This window comes from Streptomyces sp. NPDC003027 (assembly GCF_053591435.1).
The window spans coordinates 216895-237737 of sequence record NZ_JBSFTU010000001.1 but is presented as its reverse complement, the minus strand read 5'-3'; the positions used below and the strand labels follow the sequence as shown (position 1 = coordinate 237737).

Sequence of the window (20843 nt, the reverse complement as noted above, 5' to 3'; positions counted from 1 at the left end):
GTGATCCCGGTCACCGCGCGCACGGCGCCCTCCACGCGTCTTCTAGGGTGTGGCGCAGTGACTTCTTTCGACTCCTCCCCCGCTCTCTCCCTCTGGCGCCTGCTGCTCGCGCTCGCCGTGGCCTTCGTCCTCCTGGCGACCACCGGCTGGACGACCCTGCGTGATCAGCGCGGGCCAGAGGGGATGCGCGAGACAGCGCTCGCCTCCTGGGCCCACGGCAGGATCGGACACCGGGCGCTGCCCGACCCCGCCGCCCCCGCCCGTACGATCGCCGCGTTCTTCCGGTCGATCGGCCCGGCGCAGGGCGCCCGGCTCGCCGACGCGCACCCCTTCGTCGTCGGCAACCTCAACGGCGCGCCCCTCACCCTCCGCTACCGCGCCAACCGGCTCTCCCTCGCCCGCGCCCTCGGCGCCGAGCGGGGCAGGGTCGACGATCCCCGGCTCTCCGCGACCGGACGCCACGAAGCCCTGCGCCGGGTGCACCGCTTCACGTCCCTCATGCGGCAAGGCCGCCAGATCCTCGCCTTCGACCCGACCGGCCCCGGCCGTACGGCCGAGGTGCTGGGCGATCTGGAGCGGGCGCAGCGGGTCTCGGTGATCGTGCCCGGCGTCGACACCAACCTGCTCACCTTCCAGAAGACCCACCGCAAGTACTCGGCACCGGCCGGGATGGCCGAATCGCTGTACGCCGCCGAACGCCGGGCCGCGCCCCGTACGCGTACCGCCGTCATCGCCTGGGCCGACTACACCGCGCCCGTCGGGGTGGGCATCGACGCGGCGATCGGCCGACTCGCCGCCATCGGCTCCGTACGCCTGGTGGACATGGTCACGGCCCTGCCCGGCGGCTCGCGCGTCAGCCTCTTCTGCCACAGCTACGGCTCCGTGCTGTGCGGGGTCGCCGCCCCCCGGCTCCCCGCCCGGGTGACGGACGTGGCGGTCGCCGGAAGCCCCGGCATGCGGGTGGAGAGCGCGGCCGAACTGGCCACCCGCGCCCGCGTGTGGGCGATGCGGGACGCGGACGACTGGATCGGGGACGTACCCAACCTGCACCTCGGCGGGGTGGGGCACGGAGCGGACCCGGCGGAGCCGGGCTTCGGGGCACGGCTGCTGTCGGCGGCGGGGGCGACCGGACACGCGGGCTATTTCGAGCCGGGCACGGACAGCCTCGACAACTTCGCCGCGATAGGCACCGGTTCGTACCGCGGCCTCATCTGCGCGAGCGCCGACAGCGCCTGCCTCAGCGGAATCTCCGGTGCGGAAGGTGTCTGACGCGCGTAGAGCCCGCGAATTCCGGGCCACCGCTGAGGGGCGACGCGCGGGCGCCCGCCGCATACGATGAGGCACATGGGTGATGTGCTGGCCGGAATTCATGCCACCTGGGAGTTCGAGAGCGACGCCGTCGTCATCCGCTTCGAACGGGGGATCCGCACACCGAAACTGTTCCAGACGCTGCGCGAACGACGCATCCCGCACGAGGCGTTGGCGTCGGTGACGCTCGCCCCGGGCAAGCGGGGCACGGTCGTGCTGCACGCGGTGCCCAGACCGGGCGCCGATCCCCTGATGGAGGCGGCCGCGGGGCAGCTGAAGGAAGGGCGCGACCCGTACCGGCTGGTGCTGCCGGCCGAACGGGAGACCTTGGCGGAGTACTACGGGGACGAACTGAGAGCGCTGCTCACGCCGGACGCGGGCCCGGCGGACAGGTTCCTGGTCGCGGCGCCGGAAGGACCGCAGTCCTTCAAGGCCTTCGACGGGAAGGCGATCTTCGACGGTTCGTCGGAGGTCTCGTTCCGCTGGTTCGGCACGGGCGCGTCCTCGGAGAAGTGGAAGGCGGGTGACCAGACCTTCTCGGTACGGGAGCTCAGCGGAGTCGAATGGCGCTCGCCGGACGTCTTCGACGGGTACCTGCGGCTGCTCCCCCGGGGCGGCGGGCCGCGCCACGCGCAGGCGGACCGGGACCCGGCGGCCGTCGTCTTCGGCCTCGGATACGGCCTGGTCCACGAGTCCCTGCCGTTCGCGGCGGCGGTCCTCGCGGCGATCAGGGGCGCGGGGCGGGCGGCGGCACCCCTGGAGGCGGAACGGTTCGACCCCGCGGGGGTGGCCGAACGGATCCGGCATCTGGGGGAGCTGCACGAGGCGGGCCTGGTGACGGACGAGGAGTTCACGGCGAAGAAGGCGGAGCTGCTGGCGCAGCTGTGACGGGGGGCGGCGGCGGGGGGCTCGCGGCGGGGCGCACAGGCGGCGGCGGGGGGCTCGCGGCGGGGCGGCACGAGCGGGCGGCCTCGCCCGTGGGCGGTCGTCCTTCGGGAGCGGCGGGCGGCCTCCCCGGTGGGCGGTCGCCCCTGCCCGCCTCATACCCCGGTACCCGTCCGGGTCCAGCACCTCGGTATGACGCTCCGCCGCGTCCGTTCTGCCTAACCTGAGCGGGCCATGCGTACCGACACCCCTGACACCGCGCCCCCGGAGCCCGCCCCGCTCCCGTCCCGCGCCGCGCGCGCCGCGCGGCTGCTCGTCCCCGCCCGGGACGTCATGCAGGCCTTCGGCCTGGCGCTCGCGACGCCCACCCAGCCGGGCGCCCCGCTGCTCGCGCAGGCGCGGAAGCGCTGGCTGCGGCAGCTCCCCTACGGTGTCGCCTTCGCCTTCGTCGCCACCCTGCTCCCCGTCACGATCACGGTCCTCGTCCAGGACTACCAGGTCAACGGCGCCCTCGCCGGTGCCCTCGCCACCGCGCAGGCCGCGCCCCTGCTGCTCGCCGTGACCCGCCCCCTCCAGGCGTGGTGGATCATCGGGACCGCCGACATCGCCGGCGCGCTGCTGATGCTTCCGGCGGACGGCCTCGACGGGCGCTCCTGGCCCTGGACGCCGATGGTCGTCATCGGCTATCTCGCCCTGATGCTCGCCCTCGGACTGCGCGAGTCGCGCCGGGCGCTGCTGGGCGTGTGGCTGGTGACCGGCGCCGCCGGGTTCCTCTTCGAACTGCTCTCGCGGCAGCACAGCGACGGCATCCACATCCTCCTCTTCGTGCTGAGCGGGGTCGTCCTGCTCATCACGGCGGCGCTCCGCGAGCGCGGTGACGCCGAGCGCCGGACGGCGGAGGAACGGGCCCGCAGCACCCTCCTGGAGGAGCGGGCCCGCATCGCACGGGAGTTGCACGACATCGTCGCCCACCACATGTCGGTGATCACGGTCCAGGCGGACTCGGCGCCGTACCGGATCCCCGGCCTGCCGGAGGCGGCGCGGGAGGAGTTCACCTCGATCGCGGCGAGCGCGCGGGAGTCGCTGGCCGAGATGCGGCGGCTCCTCGTGGTGCTGCGCAACGAGGGCGCGGAGGGGGAGCGTGCCCCGCAGCCGGGGCTCGACCGGGTGCAGCAGCTGATCGAGGCGACGGTACGGGCGGGGGTGCCGGCCGAGCTGTCGATGGCGGCGGACCTCCGGGACCTCGGCGAGGTGCCGCAGGCGGTGGACCTGTCGGCGTACCGGATCGTGCAGGAGGCGCTGGCCAACGTCGTACGGCACGCGCCGGGCGCCCGGACCCGGGTGTCGGTCCGCGCGGAGGACGGCCGGCTGGACGTCCTCGTCGTCAACGCGCCTGTACCGGGGCGCACTTCGCCACTGGAGGGCGGGACCGGGACCGGCCACGGACTGGTCGGGATGCGGGAACGCGTACGGTTGACCGGCGGCACGCTGGACACCGGGCCGCTGCCGGACGGCGGCTTCCGGGTCGCGGCCAGGCTCCCGCTGCGTACGGAGGACGAACGCCCGTGACGATCCGCGTGATCATCGTCGACGACCAGGCCATGGTGCGGGCGGGGTTCGCCGCGCTGCTCTCGGCGCAGGCCGACATCGACGTGGTGGGCGAGGCGCCGGACGGGCGCGCGGGCGTGGAGGTGGCCCGGTCGACCCACCCGGACGTGGTGCTGATGGACGTGCGGATGCCGGAGCTGGACGGGCTCGCGGCCGCGCGGGAGATCCTCTCGCCGCCGGCGGGTGTGGCGCGTGTGCCGAAGGTGCTGATGCTGACCACGTTCGACGTGGACGACTACGTGTACGAGGCGCTGCGCGCCGGGGCGTCCGGCTTCCTGCTGAAGGACGCGCCGCCGGCCGACCTGATCGCGGCGGTGCGGGTGGTGGCGGGGGGCGAGGCGCTCCTCGCGCCGTCGGTGACGCGCCGCCTGATCGCCGACTTCGCCGCGACGCGCCCGGCACCGCGCGCGGACCGGGCGGCGCTCCGGCTCAACGGCCTGACGCCCCGCGAGACGGAGGTGCTGGAGCTGATCGCCCGGGGTCTTTCGAACCAGGAGATCGCGGCGCGTCTGGTGCTCGCCGAGCAGACGGTGAAGACGCACATCGGGCGGGTGCTGGCCAAGCTGGACCTGCGGGACCGGGCGCAGGCGGTGATCTTCGCGTACGAGTCCGGGCTGGTGACCCCGGGGGACGCGGGGCGCTGACGCGACGGCTGCGCGCGGGCCGGGGCGGGAGCGCCGGCGCACTGGCCTCGCGCGGGGCGGGGCGCTGACGCGGCAGCCTCGCGCGGGGCCGGCGGCCGCTTGCGCGGGGACCTCTCCCCGGAGGTAAACCCCACCCCCGTGCGGGGGTTCCCGCCCCGTACACCCCCTACCGCGGTAGCAGCGCCGAGTTGGCGCCCCGGTGTGACGTGTCGTCACCCCTGGTCTTCCTACCTTCCTCTCGCCACGAACGAGAGACAGGAAGAGGGAGGGCAGCCATATGCGCCGCTATGCGAGGACCCTGGTCACCGCCGCGCTCACCACCACGGTGGTGGCCGGGACGGCCGGGTGGGCGTCCGGGAGTGCGCAGCAGGCCGTGACCGGGGTACCGGCCGGGACGGAGGCCTGGCGGGCGGAGGGGCTGCCCGATCCGGCCCGCATGACGGCCGCGCAGGTCGCCGCGTACTTCCGGGGGCTGAGCCCGGCCCGGCAGCGTCGGCTCGCCCGCGCGCACCCCTCCGTCGTCGGGAACCTCGACGGCGCCCCCCTCTCCCTCCGGTACGAGGCCAACGCCCTGAGCGCCGGACCCCGGTACGCGGGGCGCCAGATCCTCGCCTACGACCCCCGCGGCCGGGGCCAGGTCGCCCTCGTCCAGGGGGACCTGGCCGGGGCCGAGCACGTGGCCGTCGTCGTACCGGGGTCCGACATCGACGCCGGGAACATCGCTCCTCTCACCGACAAGGCCGACGCCCTGCGCCGCGCCGCGGGCGACGACACCGCCGTCGTGGCCTGGGCGGGCTACACCACCCCCGTCGGCGTCGGCGTCGACGCCGCCACCGGGAAGCTCGCCGAGGCCGGGGCGGAGCGGCTGACGCGGTTCGCCGACGGGCTCGACGCCGTCGGCGCCGCCGAGCCGGCCGTCTTCTGCCACAGCTACGGCTCCGTCGTCTGCGGCCTCGCCGCCCACGGCCTCAAGGCCAGGGACCTCGTCGTCCTCGCCTCCCCCGGCATGCGCGCCGACAACGTCCGCGCACTGCGCACCACCGCTCGGGTCTGGGCCGCCAAGGACCCCTCCGACTGGATCGGCAAGGTCCCGAACGTCCGCTTCGGGGGGCTCGGCCACGGCGAGGACCCCACCGACCCCGCCTTCGGTGCCCGCCGAGTCCCCGCCGACGACGCCCGGGGCCACGACGGCTACTTCGCCGCCGGCACCCGTTCCCTGCGTACCTTCGCCGCCATCGCCCGGGGTGAGGTCCGATGAACCGTCTCGCCGAGAAGATCGAGGCCCGTACGCCCGCCCATCGCGACCGGGCCGTGGACGGCCTGCGAGCGCTCGCCCTGCTCGCCGTGCCGACCGGGCACTGGCTGCTCGGCGGCTTCACCCTCTCCCCGGACGGAGCTCTGCACAACGCCAGCCCGCTCGCGGCCTTCGGCGCCCTCGCCCCGGTCAGCTGGATCCTGCAGATGCTGGGGATCTTCTTCCTCGTCGGCGGCTACGCCTCCGTCCTGTCGTACGCCGCAAGGAAGGGCTCCACCGGCGACTGGCTCACGGCGCGCCTCGCCCGCCTGGGCCGCCCGGTCCTCGGCGTCACCGCCGTCTGGGCGCTGCTGCTGCCGCTGCTGCACCACGGGTTCGGGGTTCCCGGCGACACCCTGCGGACGGCGTCCACGCTCGTCATCCAGCCGCTCTGGTTCGTCGGGGTGTACACGGTCGTCACCGCCCTCACCCCGCTCTGCGTCCGGGCCGCCCGCCGGGCGGGCGCCTGGGCCGCCGCCCCGCTGCTCGGCTCCGTCGCCGTCGTCGACCTCCTGCGCTACGGGCCGTACGCCGAGGCCGTGCCGTCCTGGCTGAGCACGCTCAACATCCTCCCCGGCTGGCTCTTCGCCTACCAGCTCGGCGTCTGCTGGGCCGAGGGCCGGATCACCCGGCGGCACACCTGGGGGCTGCTGCTCGGCGGCGCGGCGCTCTTCGCCACCCTGCTCCTCGCCTTCGGCTACCCCGCCTCGATGGTCGGCGTTCCCGGCGAGGCCCGTACCAACTCCCATCCGCCGTCGCTGCTCGTCCTCGCCCTCGCAGCCACGCAGAGCGGCGCCGCGATCCTCCTGCGGGACCGGCTGGGGAGGCTGCTGAAGCGGCCCGCGCTGTGGGCGCCGGTCGTCGTGATCAACCTGTCGGCGATGACGATCCTGTGCTGGCACCAGACGGCGATGCTCGCCGCCGCGATCCCCGCCTCCTACGCGGGTGAGATCCCGGGCCTGGTCGGGGCGCCGGACACCGTCGGCTGGATCGCCGCCCGGCTGGCCTGGATGCCGCTCTTCGCCGGACTGCTCGTTCTCGTCGGGCGGTACGCGCGCGGCTTCGAGTCCCCGTGGACGCGGACCGGCACGGTGTCGCGGGCGGCGGCGGGCCTCCTCGCGGCGGGCTTCGCGGTCTTCGCCCTGGGGCTGGCGTGAGCGGGCCGCGCACCTTCACGGCGCGACCGCGGGATCGCGCGCGTGCGCCGTGCGGCGCGGGCCCCGGCCGGCGTTACTCCCGCGCCGCCGAGGTGAAGCCCATGTCCGGGTACCGGTCCCCCGCCACCTCGGCGGCGATCGGCTCCAGTTCCGCGAGCTCCGCCTCCGTCAGCGTGATCCGGGTGGCCGCCGCGTTCTCCTCCAGACGGGCGCGCTTGCGGGTGCCGGGGATCGGGACGACCGTCAGGCCGTGCACCGAGGACCGCTGCTGCACCCAGGCGAGGGCGATCTGCGCCGCCGTCGCCCCGTGCGCCGCCGCGATCTTCAGGACCGGCGTGAGGAGGGACGCGTTCCGCTCCGCGTTCTCGCCCGTGAAGCGGGGCTGGTACTGGCGGAAGTCGCCGCCCGAGAGGTCCTTCGAGGCGTCCACGAAGGCACCGGTCAGAAAGCCCCGGCCGAGCGGGGAGTACGGCACGAAGGTGACGCCGAGTTCCGCCGCCGCGCCGACGGCGCTGCGCTCCACGTCCCGCGAGAACAGCGACCACTCCGACTGGAGCGCGGCGATCGGATGCACGGCGTGCGCCTCGCGCAGCTCCGCGCCCGTGACCTCGCTCAAACCGAGGTGGCGGACCTTGCCCTCCCGTACCAGCTCCGCCATCGCGCCGACCGACTCGGCGAGCGGGACGTCCGGGTTCCGCCGGTGCATGTAGTAGAGGTCGATGGTGTCGACGCCGAGACGGCGCAGGCTGGCCTCGGCGGACTTCCTGATGTACGCGGGGTCGTTGTTGACGCCCCGGAAGTGCGGATCGTCGGCGCGGCGCTCGATGCCGAACTTGGTGGCGAGGACGATCTCGTCGCGGTGCGCGGCGACGAACGGGGCGAGGAACTCCTCGTTGGCCCCCTGCCCGTACACGTCCGCGGTGTCGATCAGGGTGACCCCGGCCTCCAGGGCCGCGTCGAGGGTGTCGCGGGCGGCGGCCTCGTCGGTGTCGCCGTAGAACTCGCTGATGCCCATGGCACCGAATCCCTGGACGCCGATCTCCGGCCCGTCCGTGCCCAGCCGGACCGTGGAAATCCTGCTCATCGGGTCATGCCTTTCCGTAGTGACTGATCTTGAGGTCCAGAACGGCGAGCGTGTCGTGGAGTTCCTCGATCCGGGACAGCACGTCCCGCCGGGTGCTCTCCAGGAGCTCGCGCCGTTCGGCGAAGGTGTGGTCGCCCTCCCGGACCAGTTCCGCGTACCGGACCATCGAGGCGACCGGCATCCCGGTCAGCCGGAGCTTGCCGACGAAGGTCAGCCAGCCCAGGTCGCGGTTGGTGAAGCGCCGCTGGCCGGTGTGGGAACGGTCGACGTGCGGCATCAGCCCGATCCGCTCGTACCAGCGCAGGGTGTGCGCCGAGAGCCCGGTCCAGGCGGCCACCTCGCTGATCGTGTAGCGGTCCTGACCGTCCGGCCGCGGAAACGCGGGGTCCTGCGAGCTGGTGCCCGTGATCACGCTCATGGCCCCACGCTAGAACCTTGGAGTGCACTCCAAGCAAGCGGGCTCGACGAGCAAGTAGGCTCGGCCGCATGCAGAGCCTGGCGTTGATCGAGAACTGGCCCGTCCCCACCGCGGCCGCCGCCGTCGTCCGCGCGGACGGCACCCTTGCCGGGTCCCACGGCCCCACCGGGCAGCGGTTCCCGCTCGCCTCCGTCACCAAGCCGCTCGCGGCGTACGCCGTCCTCGTCGCGTACGAGGAGGGGGCGATCGGCCTCGACGAGCCGGCCGGGCCCGAGGGCGCGACCGTCCGGCACCTGCTGGCCCACACCTCGGGCCTCGCCTTCGACGAGCCGAAGGTGATGGCCGCGCCCGGTGCCCGCCGGATCTACTCCAACAGCGGTTTCGAGGCGCTCGGCGACCATGTCGCCAAGGCCACGGACATCCCCTTCGCCGACTATCTCCACCAGGCGGTCCTGGAGCCGCTGGGCATGACGTCGACGACCCTGGAGGGCTCCCCCGCCAAGGACGCGGTGTCGACCGTCGACGACCTGGTGCGGTTCGCGGCGGAGGTGCAGGCGCCCCGGCTGCTCGACGCCCGCACGGTGCTCGACGCGATGACGGTGACGTACCCCGGCCTGACCGGCATCCTGCCGGGCTACGGCCATCAGAAGCCCAACGACTGGGGCCTCGGCTTCGAGATCCGGGACTCCAAGTCGCCGCACTGGACGGGGGCCTCGTCCTCCCCGCGCACGTTCGGGCACTTCGGCCAGTCGGGCACGTTCCTGTGGATCGACCCGGACGCGCGGGCCGCGTGCGTGGCGCTGACCGACCGGGCCTTCGGTCCCTGGGCGGTGGAGGCGTGGCCGCCGTTCACCGACGCGGTCCTGACGGAGCTGCGCGCGGCGGACGCCTCCTGAGAAAACCCTCTACTCGCAGCGGGCGGGCGGGAGTTCGCCGTCGGGGCCGCTCAGGACCACCTCCGGTGGAGCGGTGGGGTCCTCGGCGTACGCGACCGTGCAGACGACCTGCTGGACGGCGGTCCCTTCCAGTTCGCGGACGGGCATCGAGGTCCTGATCGAGGTCCTGCCGCCCTGGGTGCTCTGTTCGACGATCGTGACGGGGGCCTGCCCCTCGTCGGGCAGCCGGGAGTCGAGACCGGCGTCCCGTTCGGCGCCGGTCGGACCGATGGACAGGACGACGAGCGCCTTGGCGGCCTTCGTACGCGCCCTTTCCAGGCCCGCCACGGCGTCCGGGCCGGCCGTTTCGGCGGATGTCCCCGGCGTCTCGGTGCCGCTCCCGCTGCTGGGGCCGGTGTCCCAGTGCACCAGGGGCGCGCTCATCGACCGGGCCACCGGCCGCACCCTGCCGTCCCGGTCGACGAGGAAGAGCAGCAGCCGCTCCTCGCCGGGCGGGATGACGGTGACGGTCGCACCGGGGCCCGCCTCGACCACGTCGGTCTGCTGGATGCCGCAGCCGGTGGTGGCGAGGAGCAGCGCGGCCGGGGCGAGGGCCCCGCGCAGCCGGCTCACGACTCCTCCTCCCGTCCCGCCGTCAGCGGCATCTCGACCACGAACACGGCCCCGCCCGCGGGCGCGTTCGCGGCGCGGACCGTGCCGCCGTGCAGCCGTACGTTCTCCAGGGTGATCGCCAGTCCGAGTCCGCTGCCTGCCGAGCGGGTACGGGCCTGATCGGCCTTGTAGAAGCGGTCGAAGACGTGCGGCAGCACCTCGGGGTGGATGCCCGGGCCCCGGTCGGCGACCTCGGTGACGAGCCAGGTGCTCGCGTCATCCGCGCGCAACGCGGTGGAGAGCCGGACGGTGACCGGCGGGCGGCCGTGGCGCAGGGCGTTGCCGACGAGGTTGGCGACCACCACGTCGAAGCGGCGGGGATCGAGGCGGGCGCGGATGCCGTCGGGGAGGTCGGTGACGATCTGCGCCGGGTCCGTCCACCGTCTGCTCAGCAGCGTCCGGCGGATGGTCTCGGCCACGTCCACCTCGTCGGTGTGGAGCTCGGCGGCGCGCGCGTCGAACCGGGAGATCTCCATCAGGTCCTCGACGAGGACGGCGAGTTTGCCGGTCTCGGAGCTGATCAGCCGGACGGCGGCGGCCGTGTCCGGGTCGAGTCCGTCCGCGTCCTCGTCGAGGACCTCGGTGACGGCGAGCATGCCCGCGAGCGGGGTGCGCAGTTCGTGGGAGACGTCGGAGGCGAAGCGGCGGGCGCGGGCCTCGGCCTGGCGCAGTTCGACGACGGAGCGTTCGAGCTCGGCGGCGGACTCGTTGAAGGTGTGGGCCAGGTCGGCGAGTTCGTCGCGGCCTTTCACCTGGATCCGGGTGTCGAGCCTGCCCTCCCCCATGTTGCGCGCGGCCCGCCGCAGGTCGCGTACGGGGCGCAGCACGCTGCGGGCGGCGAACAGGGCGGGGAACAGGGCCACGGCGAGGGCGGGCAGGAAGCCGTCGCGGGCGGCGGTGACGAGCGCCCGGATGTTGGCCTCCTCCACGTCCAGCTCCATCACGGCGTAGAGGACGAGGCCAGAGGGTCGGGTCCCGCCGGGCGCCTCGCCCGGCGTGAAGACGACCGGCAGGGCGACGGTGAGCCACGTCCGGCCGGCGGCCGCGACCCGCTGGAAGCTGCCGTGCGGTGCGCCGAGGGCGGTCCGGCGCAGGGCGGGGGTGACCACGGTGGAGGTGGGGCTGGTGGTGGAGGAGACGCGGAGGGTGCCGTACTCGGCGAAGACCCGCCAGGGGCGCGGCTTGCCCTGGCGGGCGATGCGGCGGACCGCGTCCTGGAGCACCTCGCGGTCGACGGGCAGCCCGACCTGGACGGTCTCGACCTGCTCCCGGAAGTGGGAGACGGCGATGTCCTGGGTCTGTACGAGGATGGCGTTGCGAGCGGCCCGGTAGGTGAGCGCGGCGGTGGTGCCGCAGCCGGCGGCGGCGACGAGGAGGAAGGCGAGGACGAGGCGGGTGCGGAGCCCGAAGGCGCGGGGGCGGCCGCTTCGGCGGCGGGGCTTCGGTACGGCGGGGCGTGTCCCGTTCCCCGCCGCCTCGGATATCGGCTCCCGGCTCACGCCGGCCCGCGCAGCGGTCCGAAGCGGTAGCCGAAGCCGCGCAGGGTCTGGATGTAGCGGGGCTCGCCCGGTGTGTCCTCGATCTTGTTCCGCAGGCGGCGGACACAGGCGTCGACGAGGCGGGCGTCGCCGTGGAAGCTGTGCTCCCAGACGTGTTCGAGGAGTTGCTGGCGGCTGAAGACCTGCTCGGGGGCGGCCGTGAGGTGCAGGAGGAGTTTGAGCTCGGACGGCGCCAGGGCGAGGCGCTCACCGTTCTTGGCGACGGTCAGCCCGGCCCGGTCGATGGTCAGCTCCCCGTGGGACTCGACCGCCGGCCGCCCGCCGCCCGGCTCCTCGATGCGGCGCAGGACGGCGCGGATGCGGGCCTCGATGACCTCGGTACGGGCCGGCTTGACGATGTAGTCGTCGGCGCCGGCCTCCAGGCCGACGACCACGTCGAAGTCGTCGCCGCGGGCGGTGAGCATGATGATCGGCAGCTGGCTGTCCTCGCGCACCCGCCGGCAGACCTGCACCCCGTTCATGCCGGGGAGCATCAGGTCGAGCAGCAGCAGATCCGGCCGGAAGTCGCCGAGCGCGGCGAGGCCCGCCTCGCCGGTCGCGGCGGTACGGACCTCGTGCCCGCGGCGGCGCAGACCGAGCTCGACCCCTTCGCGGACGGAGGGGTCGTCTTCTATCAGGAGCACGCGTGGCATCTGTGGAGTGTCCCAAGGTCCTGGGGGCCGGCCGTCAGCGACGAGGGCGCAGGCGTCCGGCGGTGGTGGTCAGAAGGGTGTGGAGTTCGGTGAGGCGAAGGGGGCGGGCGAGGAGCGCGAAGACGGCGAGGATCGTCACCGCCCCGGCTCCGCCGGCGGCGAGCGGTCCCGCCGGCGCGACGGCGTCGACGACCCCGAGCGCGAAGCCGGCCGCCGGCACGGCCGCGACCAGCATCCGCGCGAGCGCCCGCCCGTCCCCCTCGGCCCCGGACGCTTCCGGCGCCGGGTGCACAGCGGGGGCGGCGGGGGCGACGCCCGACGCCGTATCGGCGCCGACCCCTGCCACGAGGCCGTCCGCCGCGCCGGGCACGCGCGGCGCCGCCTCGTCGGAGGCCCCCGCCGGGCTCACCGCGAGCCGGGCCAGGCGGCGGCGCAGGACGTACGCCGTGAGGGCCCAGCCCGCCCACAGGGCTGTGGAGTAGCCGAGGGACAGGCCCGTCACCGTCCAGCGGGCGGGCAGGAGGGTCGCGGCCGTCAGCGAGAGGGTGGCGTTGAGGGCGGCGATGACCAGGTTCAGGAGGAAGGGGGTACGGGTGTCGCGCAGGGCGTAGAAGGCGCGGGTGCAGACGTACTGGCCCGACAGGGCGATCAGCCCGGGCGCGAGGGCCATCAGGATCCAGGCCATCGACCGGACCGCCTCCGCGTCGGTCCTGCCGTACTGGAAGACGACCGCCATCAGCGGCACCGCCAGCGCGAACAGGGCGCACGCCGCCGGTACGACCGCCGCCGCGCTGGTGCGCTGCGCGTACGACACGTCCCGCCGCACCCGGGCGAGGTCGCCGTCCGCCGCCGCCGCGCTCATGCGGGGCAGCAGCGCGGTGACCAGCGCGACGGTGACGATGCCGTGCGGCACGGCCCACAGCAGGTAGGCGTTGTTGTACGCGGCGAGGCCCGCGCCCTCGGCGACGCGGCCCGCCGCCGTGGCCAGCCGGGTCGTCAGCCAGTACGCGGCCTGGTTGGTGAGGACGAGCAGCACCAGCCAGCCGGCCGACCGCAGCGGCGCCGCCAGCCCGCCGCCGCGCCAGTCGAGGCGGGGCCGCCAGCGGAAGCCGGCGGCGCGCAGCGACGGCACGAGGGCGAGGGCCTGGAGCGCGATGCCGGCGGTGGTGCCCCAGCCGAGCAGCGCCGTCTCGCCGGGCGTGAGCCCGCCGCCGTCGGTGACGGCGAGGTACAGCCCGAAGACGGCCACGACGACCACGTTGTTGAGGACCGGCGTCCACATCATCGCGCCGAACCGGCCGCGCGCGTTGAGCACCTGCCCCAGCAGCGTGAACAGCCCGAGGAAGAAGATCTGCGGCAGGCAGTACCGGGTGAAGGCGACGGTCATGGACGCCTGCGCGCCGGTGTAGCCGGTGTACGCCTCGACGATCGCGGGCGCCGCGTACACCGCGCCCGCGGTGAGCGCGGCGAGCGCGAGGACGCAGACGGTCAGCAGCCGGTCGGTGTAGGCGGCGCCGCCGTCCTCGTGCTCCTTCGCGGCCTTGACCAGCTCCGGGACGAAGACCGCGTTGAGCGCGCCGCCGAGCAGCAGCATGTACACGATCGTGGGGACGGAGTTGCCGACGGAGTACCCGTCGGCGACGAGCCCGGTGCCGAGTGCTGCGGCGACGACCGCCGAGCGGACGAAGCCGGTGGCGCGGGAGACGAGCGAGCCGGCGGCCATGACCGCGCCGCTGCGCAGCACGGACGGGGCCCGGCGCTCCGTCGGGCGCTCCGCGATCAGGGCCGTCACCGGCGGGCCAGGTACGCCTGGAAGGCGCGGTACAGCGTGTGGTTGGTCGTGCCGTCCATCGGTGTCTCCCACTCCCCCAGCGTCTCGACGGCCTCCCCGCCCGTACCGAGCTTCCAGCGCAGCAGTCCGTGGGCGCGGTCGTCCGGATCAAGGGTGGAGGGTATCCCGCGCATGTCGTAGACGTCGGCCCCGAGGGCGTGGGCGTCGACCAGCATCCGCCACTGCAGGGCGTTGGACGGGCGGACCTCGCGGCGGTGGTCGGCGCTGGCGCCGGTCTGGTACCAGACCCGGCGGCCGACGGTGATCATGGTGTGGGCGGCGAGGACCTCGCCCTCGTGGCGGGCGAGGTAGAGCTTCATCCGGCCGGGTTCCTCGGCGTTCAGCACCGCGTACTGGCGTTCGTAGTAGGCGAGGGAGCGGCCGAGCCGGAAGCCGTCGCGCTCCTCGGTGATCCGCAGGAGGCGGTAGAACTCCGGCAGGTCGGCGGCGGAGCCGACGACGACCTCGACGCCCGCCCTGCGCGCCTTGCGGACGTTGCGCCGCCACTCCTGGTTGAGGCCGTTCCACAGGTCGTCGGTGGTGCGGCCGGCGAGGGGCACCCGGTAGACGTGGCGGGGCTGGGCGTCGGCACCGTCCGTGCCCTCGGCGGAGTCCCCGCCGCAACGGCGCCAGCCCCGCGCCCGCAGCCGTTCGGCGACGGCGGTGCCGAGCGGGTCCACCTCGTCGGCGAGGACGTCGGCGAGACGCCGGCCGGGCCCGGTGTTCGCCTTGAGGGTGGCGGCGTTCCAGCGGCGGAAGGCGGGCGAGGGCCCGATGCGTACGGCGAAGGCCCCGGCGGCGCGCAGATGGGCGAGCAGCGGGGTGAGCCAGTCGTCGATGTCCGGGTCGGACCAGTCGGCGACCGGACCTTCGGGGAGGTAGGCGAAGAACTTGCGGGTGCCCGGGAAGGGGCGCAGCAGGACGAGGGCGACGCCGGTGAGTTCGCCGGACTCGGGCCCCCATCCGAGGAGTTGGTGGCGCCAGCCCTCCTTGACCGCGGCCCAGGAGGGGAGTTGCAGGAATCCGGCACCGGCGCCGGTCCTGGTGAGGAAGGAGCGGTACGCCTCGGCGGTGAGGGGCTCCGGGGTGAGGGGGGCGCGGTGCGGTGCGGCCGTCATGAGCAGAGCTGACACAACGTGAGCCTCCTGGTTCCGCCCCTCGGTCGGGGGCGCACAGGATGCTCACAGCCGTCCTTGACCGGTCCGCGCGGTGAATGTGACCGGACGATGACCGTTCCTCTTCAGCCCTTGTCACACGGCGTGGGGGGCGCGTGCGGCGGCCTACAGTCCGGGCATCCCATGACTTTTTCGGAGGCTTCCGTGATTCCCGTACGCATGCGCCCGCGCACCCGGATACGCCCCGCCGTCGCGGCCGTCGCGCTGTGCTCGGCCCTGACCGCCTGTACGGCGGGGGCGGGGGCGGTGGAGTGGGCGGGCACGCCGTCCGCCACCGGGAGCCCGGCCCCTCCGGCGAAGGCGGCCGTGGCGTCCCCGGCGGCCGGCCGGCCGGTGACGGTCACCGCCTCGGGCGGCGCCTTGACGACGGTGAGGGTGGTCGACGCGGAGGGCGGGGTGCTCGCGGGCCGCACGGCCGCCGACGGCGCCTCCTGGGTCTCCGAGCGGAAGGCGGTGCCGGGCGCCTCGTACACCGTGGAGGCCACGGCCCGGACCGCCGACGGCAAGGAGTCGACGACCCGGTCGGCGTTCTCCACACCGGCGGCGAAACTGGTCAACAAGCTGACCCTGGCGCCCGGGAAGGACACCACGGTCGGGATCGCGCACCCGCTGTCGATCGTCTTCGACCGGCCGGTGACGCACAAGGCGGAGGTGGAGAAGCAGCTCAAGGTGACCACCTCGAACGGCACGGCCGGATCGTGGGGCTGGCTGAAGGACTGGTCGGGCAAGGACCGGGTGGACTGGCGGCCCGAGGAGTACTGGAAGCCGGGCACCCGCGTGACCCTCGACGCGCGGCTCGACGGGACGGACTCGGGCGGGGGCTGGTTCGTACGGGACTACCGCACGGGGTTCACCGTCGGGGCGGCGCAGGTCGTCCGGGTCGATCTCGACCGCAAGCGGCTCGCCCTGGTCCGGGACGGCAGGACGGTGCGCACGATCCCCGTCTCGGGCGGTACGCCGGGCGGCGACAAGCGGTCGTGGCGGGGGACGGCGGTGCTGATGGCGAAGGAGGGCACGATCAACATGAACTCGGAGACGGTCGGGCTCGGTGACGCGTACGACAAGATGGTCGACCACTCGATGCGGCTGACGTGGTCGGGCATGTACGCCCACGCGGCACCGTGGAACGCCCGGTGGTTCGGGCGCGCCAACAGGAGCTCGGGGTGCATCGGGATGAGCGACGCCGACGCCGCCTCCTTCTACGCCGCCGTGCGGGTCGGCGACCCGTTCGAGATCACCGGCGCGGACACCAAGGGCACGGTGGCTCCGGGCAACGGCTACGGCGCGTGGAACCTGACCTGGGAGCGGTGGAGGGCGAAGAGCGCGCTCGGCTGATCCCCGCGCCTCACGGCGCGCGCATCTCCCAGAGGAGGACCTCGGCGTCCGTCGTCGCCAGCAGCGCCAGGTCCCGCGCGTCGGTGACGCGGGCCGCGTCGCCGGGGGACAGTTCCTCGCCGTCCAGCCGGACCGTGCCCCGCACGACGTGCGCGTACAGGAAGTCGGCGTCGGGGACCGCGGTCCGCCCGCCCGCCGCCAGGCGCCGGACGTGCAGCATCGCGGCCGCCCGCGGAAGCGCGTACGGGGTCGAGTCGGCGATGCCGGGGACGATCTCGTACGAGGGGTCGCCGCCCGGCTCCAGGGGAGCGAGCCACATCTGGACGAAGACCAGCGGCACGTCGGCGTCGTTGCGCTCCTCGTGCCGTACGCCCGCGGCGGAGCTGAGCCGCTGGACGTCCCCGGGGCGGACGACGGTGGTGTGGCCGGCCGAGTCGCGGTGGGTCAGCTCGCCCTCGACGACCCAGGTGACGATCTCGGTGTGACGGTGCGGGTGCTCGTCGAACCCCGTGCCGGGCGCGAGCCGCTCCTCGTTGCAGGCGAGGAGCGCGCCGAAGCGGAGGTTGTCGGGGTCGTAGTGAGGCCCGAAGGAGAAGGCGTGCCGTGTCTCGATCCCGGAGGCGGGGTCCCCTCCGGGATAGCGGTCCCCCGCGCGCTGAATGCTCATCACGGCAGTCACGGTATCCGCTGTGCCCGCGCGTTCCGGCCCGGCGGAACAAAGGCCCCCAACACCCCAGGCCGCACATCGGCGTCCCGATAAGGCACCCTTGGTCCGTGCCTGAACCCACGAACGCCGCTCATCCGCACCCCGCGACCCTGAAGCGCCTGGAACAGTCCTCCGGGCGGCTCGCCGCCAACGCCATTGCCCGCATGGACGAGACGCTGCCGTGGTACCGCGCGATGCCGCCCGAGAACCGGTCGTGGATCGGGCTGGTCGCCCAGGCCGGTATCGCCGCGTTCACCGAGTGGTTCCGTCATCCCGAGACCCCGCAGGCCATCTCCACCGATGTCTTCGGCACCGCCCCGCGCGAGCTGACGCGCGCGATCACCCTGCGCCAGACCGTCGAGATGGTCCGCACCACGATCGAGGTGATGGAGACCGCGATCGAGGAGGTCGCCGCCCCCGGCGACGAGTCCGTCCTGCGTGAGGCGCTCCTCGTCTACGCCCGCGAGATCGCCTTCGCGACCGCCCAGGTCTACGCCCAGGCCGCCGAGGCACGCGGCGCCTGGGACGCCCGCCTCGAATCGCTCGTCGTCAACGCCGTCCTCTCCGGCGAGGCCGACGAGGGCGCCGTCTCCCGCGCCGCCGCCCTCGGCTGGAACTCGCCCGACCACGTCTGCGTCGTCCTCGGCACGGCCCCCGACGGCGACAGCGAGCTGACCGTCGAGGCGATCCGCCGCGCCGCCCGGCACGCCAAGCTCCAGGTGCTGACCGGCGTCCTCGGCGACCGGCTCGTGGTCATCGCCGGCGGCAACGACAACCCGCTCCAGGTCGCCAAGGCGCTGATCGGGCCGTACGCGGCGGGGCCGGTCGTCGCCGGGCCCGTCGTGCCCGACCTGCTCGCCGCGACCCGGTCCGCGCAGGCGGCCGCCGCCGGACTCAAGGCGTGTTCGGCCTGGCAGGACGCCCCGCGGCCGGTCCTCGCGGACGATCTGCTGCCGGAGCGCGCGATCGCCTCCGACCCCTCGGCTCGCGAACAGCTGGTGGAGGAGATCTACAGACCGCTGGAGGAAGCGGGCTCGGCGCTCCTGGAAACACTGAGTGTCTATCTGGAGCAGGCGAGCAGCCTCGAAGGCGCCGCACGGATGCTCTTCGTCCACCCCAACACCGTGCGATACCGGCTCCGACGTGTGACCGACGTCACCGGCTGGTCACCCTCCGATGTCCGTTCCGCGTTCACGCTCCGGATCGCGCTGATCCTGGGGCGCTTGGCCGACGGAGATCCGCAGTCCTAGACTTTTGTCGAACACCAACAATTCCCCCGACGGTTCTTCGTCCTTGTCCCCACGGGCGCCCGGGACCGTCCCCAAGAGAGAGTGTGAGGGTGCTCGTACTCGTCGCTCCCGGCCAAGGCGCTCAGACGCCCGGCTTCCTGACCCCCTGGCTCGAACTGCCCGGCGCCGCCGACCGCGTCGAGGGCTGGTCCGAGGCCATCGGACTCGACCTCGCCCACTACGGCACGAAGGCCACCGCGGACGAGATCCGCGACACCGCCGTCGCCCAGCCGCTGCTGGTCGCGGCCGGCCTGCTCTCGGCCGCCGCGCTCGGTGCCGTGTCCCCCGGCGCCGTCGCCGGCCACAGCGTCGGTGAGATCACCGCCGCCGCGTTCGCCGGCGTCCTCGACGACACCGCCGCGCTGCGTCTCGTACGGACGCGCGGTCTGGCGATGGCCGAGGCCGCCGCCGTCACCGAGACCGGTATGTCGGCGCTGCTCGGCGGCGATCCCGAGGTGACCGTCCCGCACCTCGAGAAGCTCGGTCTGACCCCGGCCAACGTGAACGGCGCCGGCCAGATCGTGGCCGCCGGAACGCTGGAGCAGCTCGCCGCCCTCGCGGAGGACAAGCCCGAGGGCGTCCGCCGGGTCGTCCCGCTCCAGGTCGCCGGCGCGTTCCACACGCACCACATGGCTCCCGCGGTCGAGAAGCTGGAGGCGGCGGCGGAGGAGCTGACCGTCGCGGCCCCGACCGTGCGCTACGTCTCGAACAAGGACGGCCAGGTCGTCACCGAGGGCGCGGAGATCATCGCGCGTCTCGTCGGCCAGGTCGCCAACCCGGTCCGCTGGGACCTGTGCATGGAGACCTTCCAGGCGCTGGGCGCCACCGCGCTGATCGAGGTGTGCCCCGGCGGCACCCTGACCGGTCTCGCCAAGCGCGCGCTCCCGGGTGTCCGCACGGTCGCCCTGAAGACCCCCGACGACCTCGACGCGGCCCGCACGCTGATCGCCGAGACTGCAAGCGCAGCCTGAGAAGGAGCCGAGAAGCATGTCGAAGATCAAGCCCAGCAAGGGCGCCCCGTACGCGCGGATCCTGGGTGTCGGCGGCTACCGCCCGACCCGGGTCGTGCCCAACGAGGTGATCCTCGAGAAGATCGACTCGTCCGACGAGTGGATCCGCTCGCGCTCCGGTATCGCCACCCGCCACTGGGCCTCTCCCGAGGAGACCGTCGCCGCGATGTCGGTCGAGGCCTCGGGCAAGGCCCTCGCCGCCGCCGGGATCGATCCCGAGCGGATCGGCGCCGTGATCGTCTCGACGGTCTCGCACTTCAAGCAGACCCCGGCCGTCGCCACCGAGATCGCCGACCGGATCGGCGCCGGGAAGCCGGCCGCGTTCGACATCTCCGCCGGCTGCGCGGGCTTCGGCTACGGCCTGACGCTCGCCAAGGGCTTGATCGTCGAGGGCTCGGCAGAGTACGTCCTTGTCATCGGTGTCGAGCGGCTCAGCGACCTGACCGACCTGGAGGACCGCGCGACGGCCTTCCTGTTCGGCGACGGCGCGGGCGCGGTCGTCGTCGGCCCCTCGGACGAGCCGCACATCGGCCCCTCGGTCTGGGGTTCGGAGGGCGACAAGTCCGAGACGATCAAGCAGACCGTGCCGTGGAACGAGTTCCACGTCGGCGACGTCTCGAAGCTCCCCCTCAACGAGCAGGGCGAGATCAAGTTCCCCGCCATCACGCAGGAGGGCCAGGCGGTCTTCCGCTGGGCCGTCTTCGAGATGGCGAAGGTCGCCCAGCAGGCGCTGGACGCCGCCGGCATCTCGGCGGACGACCTGGACGTCTTCATCCCGCACCAGGCGAACATGCGGATCATCGACTCGATGGTGAAGACTCTGAAGCTGCCGGAGCACGTGACGGTCGCCCGTGACGTCGAGACCACCGGCAACACCTCGGCCGCCTCGATTCCGCTCGCGATGGAGCGGCTTCTGGCGACCGGGCAGGCGAAGAGCGGCGACACCGCGCTCGTCATCGGCTTCGGGGCGGGTCTCGTGTACGCCGCGACGGTCGTTACCCTCCCCTAGGCACCCCGGATCTTCCGGAAGCCCTTTACCGAAGCAATCACAGAAGGAGCGCCAACATGGCCTTCACCCAGGAAGAGATCGTCGAAGGTCTCGCGGAGATCGTGAACGAGATCGCCGGCATCCCGGCCGAGGACGTCCAGCTGGACAAGTCCTTCACCGACGACCTGGACGTCGACTCGCTGTCCATGGTCGAGGTCGTTGTCGCCGCTGAAGAGCGCTTCGACGTCAAGATCCCGGACGAGGACGTCAAGAACCTCAAGACGGTCGGCGACGCGACCGACTACATCCTGAAGCACCAGGGCTGATCCGACCCCTGCTGACTCGGTCTGCCACCCGGCGGTGGCGCCGTCAT

20 protein-coding genes are annotated in these 20843 nt (G+C 73.7%); 12 read left to right on the top strand and 8 right to left on the bottom strand.

Annotated elements, in window-relative coordinates; genetic code table 11:
- Positions 1-57 precede the first annotated feature (57 nt).
- From ACWDX6_RS01105 to ACWDX6_RS01080, 6 genes are all read left to right on the top strand, one after another.
- On the top strand, positions 58-1269 hold the full coding sequence (locus tag ACWDX6_RS01105; protein WP_451482836.1) for an alpha/beta hydrolase: 1212 nt from the start codon (positions 58-60) through the stop codon (positions 1267-1269).
- Between the two features lie 75 nt (positions 1270-1344).
- Complete coding sequence (locus tag ACWDX6_RS01100; RefSeq protein WP_451482835.1) at positions 1345-2196, top strand: DUF4429 domain-containing protein; 852 nt, start codon at positions 1345-1347, stop codon at positions 2194-2196.
- Positions 2197-2427: 231 nt separating this feature from the next.
- Positions 2428-3762, top strand: a complete 1335-nt coding sequence (locus ACWDX6_RS01095) for a sensor histidine kinase (protein ID WP_451482834.1) — start codon at positions 2428-2430, stop codon at positions 3760-3762.
- A complete protein-coding gene (locus ACWDX6_RS01090) occupies positions 3759-4445 on the top strand; it encodes a response regulator (protein WP_451482833.1) in 687 nt (228 codons plus the stop codon). Before ACWDX6_RS01095 ends, ACWDX6_RS01090 begins: the two co-directional genes overlap by 4 nt.
- A gap of 277 nt (positions 4446-4722) precedes the next feature.
- Complete coding sequence (locus tag ACWDX6_RS01085; protein ID WP_451482832.1) at positions 4723-5703, top strand: alpha/beta hydrolase; 981 nt, start codon at positions 4723-4725, stop codon at positions 5701-5703.
- A complete protein-coding gene (locus ACWDX6_RS01080; protein WP_451482831.1) occupies positions 5700-6896 on the top strand; it encodes an acyltransferase family protein in 1197 nt (398 codons plus the stop codon). The genes ACWDX6_RS01085 and ACWDX6_RS01080 overlap by 4 nt, the downstream gene beginning before the upstream one ends.
- A gap of 73 nt (positions 6897-6969) precedes the next feature.
- Here ACWDX6_RS01080 and ACWDX6_RS01075 read toward each other — a convergent pair whose 3' ends face one another.
- Entirely contained in the window at positions 6970-7980 is a 1011-nt protein-coding gene (locus tag ACWDX6_RS01075; protein ID WP_451482830.1) for an aldo/keto reductase, read from the bottom strand.
- Between the two features lie 4 nt (positions 7981-7984).
- Positions 7985-8398 (bottom strand): MerR family transcriptional regulator, encoded by a 414-nt coding sequence (locus ACWDX6_RS01070; RefSeq protein ID WP_403288972.1) that lies wholly within the window; start codon positions 8396-8398, stop codon positions 7985-7987.
- A gap of 68 nt (positions 8399-8466) precedes the next feature.
- Between ACWDX6_RS01070 and ACWDX6_RS01065 the strand changes: the two genes are divergently transcribed.
- Positions 8467-9294 carry a serine hydrolase domain-containing protein gene (locus tag ACWDX6_RS01065; protein WP_451482829.1) on the top strand — a complete coding sequence of 276 codons (828 nt, stop codon included), beginning with the start codon at positions 8467-8469 and terminating at the stop codon, positions 9292-9294.
- A 9-nt stretch (positions 9295-9303) separates the two neighbouring features.
- On the opposite strand, the gene ACWDX6_RS01060 is transcribed toward ACWDX6_RS01065, so the two are convergent.
- The 5 genes from ACWDX6_RS01060 to ACWDX6_RS01040 are packed head-to-tail and all read right to left on the bottom strand — an operon-like array spanning position 9304 to position 15100.
- Positions 9304-9906, bottom strand: coding sequence for a hypothetical protein (locus ACWDX6_RS01060; RefSeq protein WP_451482828.1), 603 nt, complete (start codon positions 9904-9906; stop codon positions 9304-9306).
- Positions 9903-11444 carry an ATP-binding protein gene (locus ACWDX6_RS01055; RefSeq protein ID WP_451482827.1) on the bottom strand — a complete coding sequence of 514 codons (1542 nt, stop codon included), beginning with the start codon at positions 11442-11444 and terminating at the stop codon, positions 9903-9905. The genes ACWDX6_RS01060 and ACWDX6_RS01055 overlap by 4 nt, the downstream gene beginning before the upstream one ends.
- The gene (locus tag ACWDX6_RS01050) at positions 11441-12136 is read right to left on the bottom strand and encodes a response regulator (protein ID WP_451482826.1); all 696 of its coding nucleotides are present in this window, start codon (positions 12134-12136) and stop codon (positions 11441-11443) included. The genes ACWDX6_RS01055 and ACWDX6_RS01050 overlap by 4 nt, the downstream gene beginning before the upstream one ends.
- A 34-nt stretch (positions 12137-12170) precedes the next feature.
- Positions 12171-13928 carry a murein biosynthesis integral membrane protein MurJ gene (murJ, locus tag ACWDX6_RS01045; RefSeq protein WP_451482825.1) on the bottom strand — a complete coding sequence of 586 codons (1758 nt, stop codon included), beginning with the start codon at positions 13926-13928 and terminating at the stop codon, positions 12171-12173.
- Complete coding sequence (locus ACWDX6_RS01040) at positions 13925-15100, bottom strand: lipid II:glycine glycyltransferase FemX (RefSeq protein ID WP_451482824.1); 1176 nt, start codon at positions 15098-15100, stop codon at positions 13925-13927. Before ACWDX6_RS01040 ends, murJ begins: the two co-directional genes overlap by 4 nt.
- A gap of 186 nt (positions 15101-15286) precedes the next feature.
- Between ACWDX6_RS01040 and ACWDX6_RS01035 the strand changes: the two genes are divergently transcribed.
- Entirely contained in the window at positions 15287-16477 is a 1191-nt protein-coding gene (locus ACWDX6_RS01035; protein ID WP_451482823.1) for an Ig-like domain-containing protein, read from the top strand.
- A gap of 10 nt (positions 16478-16487) precedes the next feature.
- Here the strand turns inward: ACWDX6_RS01035 and ACWDX6_RS01030 are convergent, their stop codons facing one another.
- A complete protein-coding gene (locus tag ACWDX6_RS01030; protein WP_451482822.1) occupies positions 16488-17144 on the bottom strand; it encodes a pirin family protein in 657 nt (218 codons plus the stop codon).
- Positions 17145-17251: 107 nt separating this feature from the next.
- Here ACWDX6_RS01030 and fasR point away from each other — a divergent pair, with 107 nt between their 5' ends.
- The 4 genes from fasR to ACWDX6_RS01010 all read left to right on the top strand — a co-directional run bounded on the left by fasR (position 17252) and on the right by ACWDX6_RS01010 (position 20796).
- Positions 17252-18433: a fatty acid biosynthesis transcriptional regulator FasR gene (gene fasR / locus ACWDX6_RS01025; RefSeq protein WP_356888707.1), complete on the top strand. Its 1182-nt coding sequence runs from the start codon at positions 17252-17254 to the stop codon at positions 18431-18433.
- Between the two features lie 89 nt (positions 18434-18522).
- Positions 18523-19443 (top strand): ACP S-malonyltransferase, encoded by a 921-nt coding sequence (locus ACWDX6_RS01020; RefSeq protein ID WP_451482821.1) that lies wholly within the window; start codon positions 18523-18525, stop codon positions 19441-19443.
- A 16-nt stretch (positions 19444-19459) separates the two neighbouring features.
- The gene (locus tag ACWDX6_RS01015) at positions 19460-20491 is read left to right on the top strand and encodes a beta-ketoacyl-ACP synthase 3 (RefSeq protein ID WP_451482820.1); all 1032 of its coding nucleotides are present in this window, start codon (positions 19460-19462) and stop codon (positions 20489-20491) included.
- A 56-nt stretch (positions 20492-20547) separates the two neighbouring features.
- Positions 20548-20796 carry an acyl carrier protein gene (locus ACWDX6_RS01010; RefSeq protein ID WP_215067269.1) on the top strand — a complete coding sequence of 83 codons (249 nt, stop codon included), beginning with the start codon at positions 20548-20550 and terminating at the stop codon, positions 20794-20796.
- The last annotated feature ends 47 nt before the right edge of the window (positions 20797-20843 follow it).

What these genes read in the sequence shown, in the direction of transcription:
- ACWDX6_RS01100 (WP_451482835.1), top strand. Translation starts at nt 1,345, where the DNA reads ATGGGTGATGTGCTGGCCGGAATTCATGCCACCTGGGAGTTCGAGAGC.
- ACWDX6_RS01095 (WP_451482834.1), top strand. Translation starts at nt 2,428, where the DNA reads ATGCGTACCGACACCCCTGACACCGCGCCCCCGGAGCCCGCCCCGCTC.
- ACWDX6_RS01085 (WP_451482832.1), top strand. Translation starts at nt 4,723, where the DNA reads ATGCGCCGCTATGCGAGGACCCTGGTCACCGCCGCGCTCACCACCACG.
- ACWDX6_RS01080 (WP_451482831.1), top strand. Translation starts at nt 5,700, where the DNA reads ATGAACCGTCTCGCCGAGAAGATCGAGGCCCGTACGCCCGCCCATCGC.
- ACWDX6_RS01075 (WP_451482830.1), bottom strand. Translation starts at nt 7,980, where the DNA reads ATGAGCAGGATTTCCACGGTCCGGCTGGGCACGGACGGGCCGGAGATC.
- ACWDX6_RS01070 (WP_403288972.1), bottom strand. Translation starts at nt 8,398, where the DNA reads ATGAGCGTGATCACGGGCACCAGCTCGCAGGACCCCGCGTTTCCGCGG.
- ACWDX6_RS01065 (WP_451482829.1), top strand. Translation starts at nt 8,467, where the DNA reads ATGCAGAGCCTGGCGTTGATCGAGAACTGGCCCGTCCCCACCGCGGCC.
- ACWDX6_RS01050 (WP_451482826.1), bottom strand. Translation starts at nt 12,136, where the DNA reads ATGCCACGCGTGCTCCTGATAGAAGACGACCCCTCCGTCCGCGAAGGG.
- ACWDX6_RS01030 (WP_451482822.1), bottom strand. Translation starts at nt 17,144, where the DNA reads ATGAGCATTCAGCGCGCGGGGGACCGCTATCCCGGAGGGGACCCCGCC.
- ACWDX6_RS01015 (WP_451482820.1), top strand. Translation starts at nt 19,460, where the DNA reads ATGTCGAAGATCAAGCCCAGCAAGGGCGCCCCGTACGCGCGGATCCTG.
- ACWDX6_RS01010 (WP_215067269.1), top strand. Translation starts at nt 20,548, where the DNA reads ATGGCCTTCACCCAGGAAGAGATCGTCGAAGGTCTCGCGGAGATCGTG.